Genomic DNA, 11808 nt, shown 5'->3' with positions numbered 1-11808 from the left:
ATGAGGACGAGTGTTCGGTGACCTGCATCACTCCTCTCGCATTGAAGGCGGACAGATGAACTACTCAGTCCTCGGCACGGGCCTCATGGGCTCCGCGGTGGCCCGTGCCCTTGCGGCAGCGCCCGCGTCGACCGGTGCCTGGAACCGCACGACCGCTCGGGCAGAGGCGCTCGCCGACGCTGGCGTGACTGTGCACGACGACGTCGCATCCGCCCTGGCGGACAGCGACGCCGTGATCCTCATGCTCGTCGACCTGGACGCTGCGCTGGAAGTCCTGGAGGATCATCTCCCCGCGCTGCGCGGCAAGTCCGTGATCAACCTGATGTCAGGGACCCCAACGTTGGCCACGCGGGCGGCCGAGCTCGTCGAGAGCCACGGCGGGCGCTACCTCGACGGCACGATCCAGTGCTACCCCTCCGACATCGGCGGAGCCGCCTCGCTCGTCAACTTCTCCGGCGACCGGACGGTGTGGGACGAGCATGAGTCGGCACTGAGGGCCATCGCCGGCGGAAGCGTGTACGTCGGCGAGGACCCGGGTGCGGCGAGCGTCCTCGACGCCGCGCTTGCGGGCACCTTCTACACCGCCGGCCTAGCGGCCTTCTGCGAGGCGTTGGCCTTCCTGCGCGGGAGCGGCATCGACCCGTCGCGCCCCGAGGTCTCGCTCGACTACTGGTTCGACCTCTTCCGCGCCCAGGCGACCCAGCTCGTGTCCGAGCTCGCCAAGGAAGAGTTCGCCAGCAGCGAGGCGACCATCGACATCTACCTCGGCGCGATGCGTCAGTGGCAGTCGACCATGCAGGCCGCAGGCCAGCGGGGAACCGTCATGGCCGCCGCTGTCAGCAACCTCCAGACCGCCGTGGATCGGGGCCACGGTGCTGACGGATTCATCGCCCAGGTGCTCACGGCATCCGACCCGGCCTGACGGCCACCCCTCCCAGGAGTACCCACATGACTTCATCGAAAGCCCCCGCCATCACCGAGACGGCCGGTGAGCTCAAGGGCGAGCTGACCGCCCCGAAGATCGCCGTCATGGTCGTCGCGGCAGCCGCCCCGATGTCCTGCGTCGTCGGCATCATCCCGCTCAGCTTCGCCCTCGGCAGCGGCGCCTCGACGCCCGCCGCCTTCCTCATCGCCGGACTCGTCCTGCTCCTCTTCTCGGTCGGCTACGCGGCGATGAGCCGCCGGATGAGCAGCGCGAGCGGCTTCTACCAGTACATCGCGAAGGGCCTGGGCAAGCCGCCCGCGGTCGGGGCTGCGCTGGTCGCGGTCGTCGCCTACAACGCCGTCGCGATGACCTGCGTCGCGGGTGTCGGCTACTTCGGCTCGATCCTGTTCGACCAGTGGTTCGGCTGGAACGTCAACTGGTCGATCATCTCGCTGGTGTGCGTCGTCCTGGTGGGAGCACTTGGCTACCGTGAGATCGACGTGGCCGCCCGGGTGCTGGTCGTCCTGCTGGCAATCGAGGTCTCGATCATCCTCATCCTCGACGTGGCGATCGTGGCCCACAAGGGCCTGCACGCCTTCCCGATGACGATCCTCGCTCCGCAGCACGTGTTCAGCACCGGGTCCTTCGCTCTCGGCATGATGTTTGCCCTGCTGTCCTACATCGGCTTCGAGTCGGCGGCGCTGTACGGCGAGGAATCGCCCGACCCGCGTCGCACGGTGCCGCGCGCGACGTATCTCTCGGTCATCGCGATCACGGTGTTCTACTTCCTCTCCACCTGGATCGCGGTCGGCGCGATCGGGCCGGACCAGGTCCAGACAGTGGCCAACACCCAGCTCGTGGACACCTTCTTCAACCTCAGCGACACCTACGCCAGCTCCGCGGTCACCAAGGCCATGGACGTCACCTACATGACGAGCATGCTGGCCGCGACCCTCGCGCTGCACAACGCCGCCAACCGGTACCTGTTCACCGCTGGCCGGGAACGTCTCCTGCCGTCGTGGGTCGGCGCGTCTCACCCGCGCTTCGGCACGCCCTCGCGGGCGAGCCTCGTGCACTCCGTCGTCGCTCTCGTGGTGGTCGTCATCGCGGTGTCTTCCGGGCTGGACCCGTATCTCGACGTCGTGACCACCATGACGGGTCTCGGTGTGCTCGGTGTGGTCCTGCTCCAGGTGGCGGCCGCGGCAGCCATCGGCCTGTACTTCTGGCGGACCGGTGAGCGGCTGGTGTGGACCATGGCCTCGACGGCTGCGGCGTTCGTTTGCCTGTCGGCGTTCGTGTACCTGATCCTCAAGAACTTCAGCACCCTCACCGGCCTGTCGTCCACCTTCATCAACTCGCTGCCCTGGTTGCTGCTCGCCATCGCAGTCGGCGGCACGCTCTACGGCGTGTGGCTGCGCCGCAGCCGCCCCGACGTGTACGCCGGGATCGCCACCTCCGAGGTGAGCGGGGAACCCGTCGATGCGTGATGACCTGTCGGTGGGCTCGCTCGCCGGCACCGTCGTGATCGTGACCGGGGGCGCGTCCGAGCATGGCATCGGACGCGCCACCGCGCGGTTGCTGGTCGCGCGTGGGGCGAACGTCCTCGTCGGTGACCTCCTCGACGCGAAGGCGAGTGTTGAGGACGACCTCGGACTGTCGGCGTCGTACCACCGACTCGACGTGAGCTCGCCCGAGCAGTGGGCATCGATCGTGGACACCGCGGTGCAGCGGTACGGCGCGGTGAACGCGCTCGTGTCCTGCGCGGGCATCGCCACCGACGGCTCCATCGAGTCCACCACGCTGGAGGACTACGCCAAGGTCATCGCCGTGGACCAGACCGGGGTGTGGCTCGGGATCCGGGCCGTCGCGGCCGCCATGCGTGCTGCAGGCGGCGGATCGATCGTCAACGTCTCCTCGGTCTCCGGAGCCGTCGGGCAGCCCTTGCTCGGCGCCTACAGCGCAGCGAAGTGGGCGGTACGCGGCATCACCCGGCAGGCGGCCAGCGAGCTGGCCGACGACGGGATCCGCGTCAACACGGTCATGCCGGGCTTCATCGACACGATGATGGGCGGCCAGGGCTCGGGCCAGCGGGAGAGCATCCGCGCGAACAAGGGGCACTCCGGCGCCTCCGTGCTCCTCGGCCGGATCGGCGAGCCGGAGGAGGTCGCTCGTCTCGTCGGCTTCCTCGTCTCCGACGAGAGCAGTTACTGCACCGGAGCCGACTTCGTCGTCGACGGCGGTCTACTCGCCGGACCGCTCGCCGAGGCCGCGGACTGGGCGTAGAGGAGAACTCGAGGTGAGGCTCGCCAACGTTGACGGGCGCCTGACGATCCGGCTGACGGACGGCGACGTCGATGTCGAGTCGGCCAGTGCCGGGCGCTTCGGTGCCGATCCGCAGTCGGTGTTCGCACGCTGGGTGGAGTTCTGCGACTGGGCGCGCGGACCTGCCGCCGGCGCCGAGGTCACTCCGGCTGCCGCCCCCGAGCGGCTCGGGCCGCCGGCCCCCGCGCCCGGCCAGGTCTTCGCGATCGGCCTCAACTACCGCGATCACGCGGCCGAGTCGCGACTCCCGGTGCCCGAGGCGTCGCCGACGTTCACGAAGTTCCGGTCCTCGTTGACCGGGCCGACCGGGGACATCGCCCTGCCTGACGGGAACGTCGACTGGGAGGTCGAGCTGGTCGCCGTCATCGGGCGCGAGGCTCGCAACGTCCCCGTCGATCGCGGGTGGGACCACGTCGCCGGCCTCACCGTCGGTCAGGACCTGTCCGAACGCGTCGGCCAGATGGCGGGTGCACTCCCGCAGTTCAGCCTCGCCAAGTCCCACCCCGGCTTCGGTCCGATGGGGCCGGTGCTGGTCACGACCGACGAGCTGGCCGACCCCGACGACCTCGAGCTGGGCTGCTCGCTCAACGGCGAGCCGGTCCAGCAGAGCCGGACGAGCGAGCTCGTCTTCTCGGTGCCCGAGCTGGTCGCGCACCTGTCCGCCACCGTCACCCTGCAGCCGGGCGACGTCATCTTCACGGGCACGCCGGCGGGTGTCGGCCAGGGCCGGTCTCCCCAACGGTTCCTGCGGCCGGGAGACGAGCTGGTGACCTGGGTCGCCGGCATCGGTCGGATGCGGCACCGCTTCGTCGGTCACTGACCCACGACGCACGACGAGGCCTCCCGGGCAGTGCCCGAGAGGCCTCGTGTCGCTGAGGAAGGGTCAGTCAGCGAGGACCCAGAACTCCCGGAACCTGGTGTGGAACGTCCACGTCGAGAGGTGCCCGGCAGGAAGAAAGGCCACATCGCCGGCCTTGAGGTCGGCCCGCGAGCCGTTCTCGAGCTCGATCGTCGCCTCACCCTCGAGGACGTAGATGATCTCGTTGGTCTCCAGCTCGTACGTCGTCTTCGAGGCCTCGCATTCGAAGATGCCGGCGCCACGCGCACCGTTCTCGAAGTCCTCGTGCAGCGTGAAGCCGCGGCCGGCAGGAACGCCGGCGAGGATCGTGACGCCCTCGGGCTGCCAGGACTCCAAGGCGACGTCGGCCGCGGTGGCGGATTTGATCTCGTTCAGCATCAGTCTCTCCGTTCGGGTAGTGGTCTGGTCGCTCAGGCACCGAGCTGGTCGGCCAGCCAGTCCGCCATCCGCAGCCGCGGCGCTGGGCCGAGGTTGTGACAGCAGTGATCGCCGGTTGGCTCGATGTCCAGGACGAGTGGGGCGTTGGCAAGGAGCCGTCGGGTCTCGTCGACCTCGGTGATCGGGATCTCGTCCAGCGCTCCGTGCTGGACGTAGGTCGGGCAGGTGATGTCGCCGAGGATGGGGCGCACGTCCAGGGCGTCACGCACTCGGATCCGGGCCTCCTCCAGGTCGGCCGCCTTGGTGACGTACTTCCAGCTCTGCTTGGTCATCGGGGTCTCGAAGTCCCACTCGTCCATCTGGATGAAGCCACCCCACGAGACACACGCCCGGAACCGCTGGTCGCAGGCCGCGGCCCGCAAGGCGTAGTGCCCCCCGAGGCTGCGGCCGAGGACACCGACGCGATCGGAGTCGATGGTGTCCAGCGTGATCAGGTGGTCGAGCACCCGGCTCGTGTAGCGGTCGTAGTCACCGGAGAGCGCCACGTCCTCGAACATCTCGCCCTGACCGGGCCCGTCGAAGGTGAACGTTGCCATGCCGCGTCCGAGGAGCAGGTTCTCGAACAGGTAGCTCTCCTCCTTCGTCGACTCCAGGCCGCCGAGCAGCACCGCGCAGGGGACCGCCCCACCGGGTGCAGTGCCCCGGGGGAGCCGCAGGTAGCCGACGATGGTGGTCGCGTCGATGGGCAGGTCGACCCGCTCGGCCGGCGGGTCGAGGAGGGGAGCGGCGCGGTGGTAGAGCTCGGCCTTCCGCTTCTGGCCGCGCGGGCGCCGTTCGTCGAACCACAGGAACTGCGCGTACTGGGCGGACATCGACCCGACCCACAGCCAGTACCCGGCGGTGATGCCGTGACCGGCGGCCAGCGCCGCGTCGGCGAGCTTCTCGTAGTGGTCGGCCCGCCCCATCCAGAAGTCGAACCAATTGACCTCGGGATCGCGGTCGCGGGCAGCCAGCAGGTCGGCGTACGGAAGGCCGTCCATGAGCAGGCGACCCCAGTTGAGCATCTCCTGCTCGGCGGTCGGGGTGGCGGGTGCGGTCGCTGTCATCTCTACTCCATCGATGGGCTTTGAGCTGCGTCACATCCTGCTCACCGCGGCCCCCGACCCGGTCTACATGATCCGCGAACAATCGGCTCGACTTGTGCACGAGCGCAGCAATTGAGCTCCCCGAACGGTGGGGAGCGATCCGGCGACTCATCAGGAAGCTGCAAACTCCGCGAGCGCATTGTCGGGATCGGTGTAACGCGACACGTGTGACCCAGCCCATATTTCCCGATCAAGCCGTCCTCGTGCTTCGGGGACCCGGGAGAGAAGAGTCTCGAATGACGATCCTGAACAAGCGCGGACGACGGTGGGGCGCGGTTGCTGCGGCCCTGCTCGTCTCGACGGCACTCGCTGCCTGCAGCACCGAGACCTCGAGCAGCGGAGGTACCGGTGGCCCCGCGACGAGCCAGGAGAAGGCGAACGCGGAAGCCGCCCAGAAGAAGCTCGACGCGCTCTACGCCGGCACCTCCTATCACGAGCCCCCCACGTCCGGCCCCGCCGCGCAGCGCGGCAAGAACGTGTTCATGGTCAACGTCGGCGTCCAGGCCCCGACCGGCTCCGCCGTCGCCGAGGCCGCACGCCAGGCCGCCGCCATCCTGGGCTGGCACCTCACCATCTTCGACGGCAAGTTCCAGCCGAACCTGTACCAGGAGGGCATCCGGCAGGCCATCGCCTCCCATGCCGACGTGATCTGGAACTTCGCGATCGACTGCCCGGTCGCTCGCACCGCGTTCCAGGAGGCCAAGCAGGCCGGCATCCCCGTCGTGTCCGAAGAGGCCGCCGACTGCAGCGACGTGGACCCGAGTGCGCCCAGCCTATTCACGGAGAACCTCACCTACTCCGAGGGCAGCTTCATCGACTGGTCGAAGGCGCTCGGTGCCGCCCAGGCAGACTGGATCATCGCCCAGACCGAGGGCAAGGCGAAGGTCATCGAGATCGCCGTCCCGGACCTGATCACGACCAAGGCGTTGCACGAAGGCTTCGTGGCGGAGATGCAGACCTGCGACACCTGCCAGATCGTGCAGACCGTTCAGACGTCGGCGGCTGTCCTGGGACCGGACCTCCAGACCAAGGTCGAGCAGACCTTGCTGCGGAACCCGAGCGCCAACGCGGTGGAGTTCTCGTACGACGACCTGCTGACTGGTGGCGGCGCGGCGGCGATCCGCAGCTCGGGCCGGTCCAAGGACCTCGTGGTAGTCGGCGGCACGGGCTTCAAGGCCAACAACGACCTGATCCGCGAGGGCCAGGGTCAGGACGCCGGCTACGGCATCGACTACACCTACGAGGCATGGGCCGCCGCGGACCTGCTCAACCGGTACCTCGCCGGCCAGCCCGCTGTCGACGGCGGGGTCGGCATCCAGGTCTACGACCGTGACCACGGCCTGCCCGCGGACACCTTCGCCGCGCCGATCACCGACTTCAAGAGCCGGTACACGGCGATGTGGCAGGCCGGGTCGTGAGCGACCTCCTCGGATCCGCTGGGGGCGCGGGGTCAATCGACCTCGCGCCGCCGGCGCTCGCCACCGAGGGCATCAGCAAGACATATGGCGCCACCAAGGCGCTGGACGATGTCTCGCTCACGGTGTCGACCGGAGCCATCCATGGACTCATGGGCGGCAACGGGTCCGGCAAGTCCACCTTCATCAAGATGCTGGCCGGAGTCGTCGTACCCGAGGCCGGACGGTTGGCGATCGGTGGGGACTGGGCCGACGCCCGCACCCACTCGACGGCCAAGGCCAAGGCCGCAGGTCTGCACTTCGTGCATCAGCAGAACTCCACCTTCCCTGACCTGACGGTGGCCGAGAACCTCGCCCTCGGGCGGGGGTTCGAGCGGACCCGGGTCGGTTCCATCGCCTGGCGCGCCCAGCGGGCTCGCGCTCGCGCCGTCCTGCAGCGGTTCGAGGTCGACGTCGACCCGGACACGCCGATGGTCCAGCTCAGTGCCGCCGCGCAGATGATGGTGGCCATCGTCCGTGCCCTCCAGGACCAGGACGACACCCAGGAGCGCGGCATCCTCGTCCTCGACGAGCCGACCGCGAGCCTGCCCAAGCACGAGGTCGACATCCTGCTCTCCGGTCTGCGTCGCTACGCGGCGGCCGGTCAGACGATCGTCTACGTGTCGCACCGGCTCGAGGAGGTCATCGCCATCGCCGATGAGGTGACGGTGCTGCGCAACGGTCGCGTCGCGTCGCGTCTCGTGGGCGAGCAGATCAACCACGAGTCGCTGGTCGCCGGGATCACTGGTAGCGCGACGAGCGCGACGGACCGTGCCGACCTCCCGGACGATGCGGCACTGACGGCCACCGGTGCCCCGGTCGTGACCTTCGGCAGGCCGGGCCTGCCGGCGGGCCAGGTCGCCGTGCGGCCGGGCGAGATCGTCGCTGTCGCGGGGCTGCTCGGGTCGGGCCGGTCGCGCCTGCTGAAGCAGCTGTTCGGGGTGACCGCGCGTGACGGGCTCGAAGCGCAGGTGGCCGGCACCGAGCTGCCGGGCGGATCGGTCCGCCACGCCATGGCGCGCGGGGTCGCGTTCGTACCCGAGAATCGGCTGGCCGAAGCGGCCTTCCCCGAGCTCAGCATCGCCGAGAACCTCTCGATCACCTGTCTCTCGGAGCACGCGACCGTGGGCTGGGTCCGGCCCTCCCGAGAGCACGGTGCGGCACGCCGGCTCATCGGCGAGTTCGGCGTACGTGCGCCGAGCGAGACCGCTCCGCTGACCGCGCTGTCCGGCGGCAACCAGCAGAAGGTCATCCTCGCGCGATGGTTGCAGAGACGTCCGGAGCTGTTGTTGCTCGACGAGCCCACGCAAGGCGTGGACGTCGGTGCACGCACCGAGATCCACCAGCTCGTCCGCGCTGCCGCGTCGGCCGGCACTGCCGTCCTCGTGGTGTCCTCGGACTTCGCCGAGCTGGCGGCACTTTGCCATCGCGCCGTCGTCGTCAGCAAGGGATCGGTCGTCAACCAGATCGCTGGGCCTCTCGACGAGGACGCCCTCAACGATGTCGTGTACGCACAGGAGAAGTCAGCATGAACCAGACCATCGAATCCACCGTGGCGGCCGGCACCGAGGGCGGACAGCCCGCGGCCGACGTCCGCAACGTCGGACGCCGCCTCCAGCGGCGACTCGTCGCCTTCCTCGAGTCCTACGCGCTGCTGCTGGTTCTCGGCGTCATCGCGCTCTTCTTCTGCTTCTGGTCGCGCACGTCGTCGACCTTCCCGACAGTGGAGAACATCCGCATCCTGGTTGCAAGCCAGGCGGTGATCGGCGTGATCTCGCTCGGGGCGCTGCTGCCGCTGCTCTGCACCGAGTTCGACCTCTCGGTCGGCAACGTCGCTGCCCTTTCGGCTGTGCTCGTAGCCGACTTCGTGTCCGGCGGAGGCAACATCGTGCTCGGGGTCGGGCTCGCCATCCTCGTCGGAGGGGTAGTCGGCACGGTCAACGCGCTGATCGTCACCCGCGGCCATGTCAGCGGCGTCATCACCACACTTGGTATGTCTACGATCATCGCCGGTGTCATCCTCCAGCAGACTGGCGGCTTGGCACCCGCCAGCGAGATCCCGACCGCCATGACGAACTTCGGTACCGGGTTGGTCGCAGGGATCCCGGTCATCTTCATCACGCTGATCGTGATCGCCGGCATCGTGTACTTCGTGCTGTCGCACACCTCCTTCGGCCGTCAGATGTACGCCGTCGGCTCCAACGTGGAGGCGGCAAAGCTGGTCGGTCTCAGCGTGGACCGGATCCGCGGTATCGCGTTCGTCGCGGGCAGCGTGCTGTGTGCGATCGGCGGACTCCTCTACGTCTCCCGTGCCGGTGGCGCGTCACCGAACGTCGGAGCCACCTTCACGCTTCCCGCGCTGGCAGCTGCCTTCCTCAGCGCGGCGGCGGTTCGGCCCGGACGGTTCAACGTCTGGGGCACGGTCATCGCGATCTTCTTCCTGGCTGTGCTCAACAACGGGCTGAACCTGGCCGGCGTGGCGCCGTACGTCAACGACTACGTCAACGGCGGTGCGCTCATCGTGGGCGTCGCGATGGCAGCGGTCCTGTACCGCCGGCGCACGACATGAGCGTGCGCCGCCGCCGCGGCGGACGATTGTCGGCTTGTGTCGATCCGGACGGTCGAATTGACGGTTCGGGTAGAGGTCGGCGCTCGGCTCGGCGGACAGACTGACGCCGTGAAGCCACCTGCTTTCGACTACCTGCGGGCCTCGACCCTCGACGAGGTCTGGGACGCGATGGAACGCGATGACGACGCGAAGATCATCGCCGGCGGTCAGAGCCTGATCCCGCTGCTGAGCCTGCGGTTTGCCTCTCCGTCCCTCCTGGTCGACATCACCGGCCTGAGCGAGCTGCGCGGCATCCGGTTGGAGAGTGGGACGCTCCGCATCGGGGCGCTGACCCGCCACGCAGAGGTCGAGAAGGACGAGCGCATCCGCGCCGAGGTTCCTCTGCTGGCGCGGGCGGCGTCCTGGGTCGCCCACCCGCAGATCCGCAACCGGGGCACGCTCGGTGGGTCCGTCGCCCACAGCGACTCGGCTGCGGAGTTCCCCGCCGCTCTACTCGCGCTCGGTGCGACGATGCTGGTCTGGTCCCGGTCCGGTGAGCGGCGGATCGCTGCGGCTGACTTCTTCGACTCCTATTTCACAACAGCACTCGAGCAGGGCGAGGTGCTGGCGGCGGTGGAGATCCCGATCGGCGCGGGAAGCAGCTGGGGTTTCGAGGAGTTCGCGCGACGTCGCGGGGACTACGCCATCGGCGGTGCCGCGGTGTACGCCGAGCAGGCGGCCGACGGCACCTGCAGCGTCGTACGCGCCGGGCTGATCGCGGCGAGCTCGGGCCCGACTCTCGCGCCGGGCCTCGACCGAATCCTGATCGGCCGGGTCGTCGACCGGCGCCTGATCGAGCAGGCCGCTGCCCAGGTGATGGAGCGGATCACGCCCGGTGAGAACGTCCACGGCACCGCTGAGTACCGGCGTGAGGTGATCGGCGAGATGCTCCGCCGTGCGCTCACGGCCGCATTCGATTCAGAAGGAGAGGTCGCGGCATGAAGACGCGAACCGTCGTCAACGGCGAGGCCTACGAGAGAGACGTGGAGCCGCGCGTCCTGCTGTCCGACTTCATCCGGCACGACCTGGGTCTGACCGGGACCAACGTGGGGTGCGAACACGGGGTGTGCGGCAGCTGCACGATCCTGCTCGACGGTGAGCCGGTCCGCTCCTGCACCACGCTCGCCGTCCAGGCCGACGGGCATCGGATCACGACGGTGGAGGGCCTCGCCAACGGCGAGGAGCTGCATGGACTCCAGAAGGCGTTCACGGCGTGCCACGGACTGCAGTGCGGGTTCTGCACGCCCGGCTTCCTGATGACGCTGCTGCCGGTCTACAACGAGGCCAAGCGGCTCTCTGCTGAGGAGATCCGCGAAGTCATCTCGGGCAACCTGTGCCGCTGCACCGGCTACCAGCAGATCGTCGAGTCGGTCCAGATGGCACTCGATGAGGCCGCTTCGCTGGCCGAGGAGAGCCCCGATGACGAAGGCGAGGCGACCTGAGATGGACGGAGACGTGGCTGCCCGACTGCGGCGCCGGCAGCTGTTCCTGGCCGAACCGCACGTGGCCGCCCTTTCCGTCGCGAACGATGCTCGCGGACCCTTGATGCTGCCGATCTGGTACGGGTACGAGCCGGGTGGCCTGCCCTGGATCATCACGTCGCCGGCCTCACGCAAGATGGCGGCGATCCGGGCTGCGGGCCGCTTCTCCCTGCTCGTCGACACGGTCGGCGCCACGTTGCGCTACGTGTCGGTCGAGGGCCCGGTCACCTCGATCGAGCCATCGTCTCCTGCACAGGTCGAAGACCTCGCTGCGCGGTACCTCGATGGGGCTGCGCTGACGCGTTACCTCGACGAGGCAGCCGGCTACGGCGAGCAGGTGACGGTCCGGCTGGAGCCCGAGCACTGGCTCGGTGCGGAAATCTCGCTGGTCCACTAGCTTGCCGCCCAGCAAGCTGGAGCCCCCGAGCCCTCGGTGAGTCGTTGTGCCCACGTCGAGCGACGACACATGCTTTCCCGGGTACTGGCCCGCACGCCTCGCAGGCCAATACCCGGTCATCGCCGAGCGCACGTGCCGTTCGTCGCTACCGCCGACGTGGGGTGAGCCTCTGATCTTGCCGTCGCCGGTGCAGCTCTGCAACCGGTGCACGGCCCTCGCCATGTACCGACGTCGGAAAC

Annotated in this window: 12 protein-coding genes; 10 read left to right on the top strand and 2 right to left on the bottom strand. The window is 68.9% G+C overall.

The genetic code is table 11. The annotated features are described in order from the left end of the window. Positions 1-55: 55 nt before the first annotated feature. From ACYU8V_RS06605 to ACYU8V_RS06590, 4 genes are read left to right on the top strand one after another with little or no spacing between them, the layout of a single operon-like run. Positions 56-922 (top strand): NAD(P)-dependent oxidoreductase, encoded by an 867-nt coding sequence (locus ACYU8V_RS06605; protein ID WP_460846073.1) that lies wholly within the window; start codon positions 56-58, stop codon positions 920-922. A 26-nt stretch (positions 923-948) separates the two neighbouring features. Beyond that, positions 949-2412 carry an APC family permease gene (locus ACYU8V_RS06600; protein WP_460846071.1) on the top strand — a complete coding sequence of 488 codons (1464 nt, stop codon included), beginning with the start codon at positions 949-951 and terminating at the stop codon, positions 2410-2412. Next, positions 2405-3208, top strand: coding sequence for an SDR family oxidoreductase (locus ACYU8V_RS06595; RefSeq protein ID WP_460846070.1), 804 nt, complete (start codon positions 2405-2407; stop codon positions 3206-3208). The genes ACYU8V_RS06600 and ACYU8V_RS06595 overlap by 8 nt, the downstream gene beginning before the upstream one ends. Positions 3209-3221: 13 nt before the next feature. Then, positions 3222-4067: a fumarylacetoacetate hydrolase family protein gene (locus ACYU8V_RS06590; RefSeq protein WP_460846069.1), complete on the top strand. Its 846-nt coding sequence runs from the start codon at positions 3222-3224 to the stop codon at positions 4065-4067. 63 nt (positions 4068-4130) lie between these two features. On the opposite strand, the gene ACYU8V_RS06585 is transcribed toward ACYU8V_RS06590, so the two are convergent. Together ACYU8V_RS06585 and ACYU8V_RS06580 are read right to left on the bottom strand one after the other, a co-directional pair. After that, complete coding sequence (locus ACYU8V_RS06585) at positions 4131-4484, bottom strand: cupin domain-containing protein (protein ID WP_460846068.1); 354 nt, start codon at positions 4482-4484, stop codon at positions 4131-4133. A 32-nt stretch (positions 4485-4516) separates the two neighbouring features. Beyond that, positions 4517-5590, bottom strand: a complete 1074-nt coding sequence (locus ACYU8V_RS06580) for an alpha/beta hydrolase family protein (protein ID WP_460846066.1) — start codon at positions 5588-5590, stop codon at positions 4517-4519. Positions 5591-5865: 275 nt separating this feature from the next. Here ACYU8V_RS06580 and ACYU8V_RS06575 point away from each other — a divergent pair, with 275 nt between their 5' ends. The 6 genes from ACYU8V_RS06575 to ACYU8V_RS06550 all read left to right on the top strand — a co-directional run bounded on the left by ACYU8V_RS06575 (position 5866) and on the right by ACYU8V_RS06550 (position 11569). After that, positions 5866-7047 (top strand): sugar ABC transporter substrate-binding protein, encoded by a 1182-nt coding sequence (locus ACYU8V_RS06575; protein ID WP_460846063.1) that lies wholly within the window; start codon positions 5866-5868, stop codon positions 7045-7047. Next, complete coding sequence (locus ACYU8V_RS06570) at positions 7044-8615, top strand: sugar ABC transporter ATP-binding protein (protein WP_460846062.1); 1572 nt, start codon at positions 7044-7046, stop codon at positions 8613-8615. Before ACYU8V_RS06575 ends, ACYU8V_RS06570 begins: the two co-directional genes overlap by 4 nt. Continuing rightward, complete coding sequence (locus ACYU8V_RS06565) at positions 8612-9652, top strand: ABC transporter permease (protein WP_460846059.1); 1041 nt, start codon at positions 8612-8614, stop codon at positions 9650-9652. Before ACYU8V_RS06570 ends, ACYU8V_RS06565 begins: the two co-directional genes overlap by 4 nt. Positions 9653-9760: 108 nt before the next feature. Further along, positions 9761-10633 carry an FAD binding domain-containing protein gene (locus ACYU8V_RS06560; protein WP_460846058.1) on the top strand — a complete coding sequence of 291 codons (873 nt, stop codon included), beginning with the start codon at positions 9761-9763 and terminating at the stop codon, positions 10631-10633. After that, positions 10630-11133 (top strand): (2Fe-2S)-binding protein, encoded by a 504-nt coding sequence (locus ACYU8V_RS06555; RefSeq protein ID WP_460846057.1) that lies wholly within the window; start codon positions 10630-10632, stop codon positions 11131-11133. The genes ACYU8V_RS06560 and ACYU8V_RS06555 overlap by 4 nt, the downstream gene beginning before the upstream one ends. 1 nt (position 11134) lies before the next feature. Beyond that, a complete protein-coding gene (locus ACYU8V_RS06550) occupies positions 11135-11569 on the top strand; it encodes a pyridoxamine 5'-phosphate oxidase family protein (protein ID WP_460846056.1) in 435 nt (144 codons plus the stop codon). Positions 11570-11808: the final 239 nt, after the last annotated feature.

The sequence above is a fragment of the Nocardioides ultimimeridianus genome, assembly GCF_054777895.1.
This window is presented reverse-complemented; position numbering and strand designations above follow the sequence as displayed.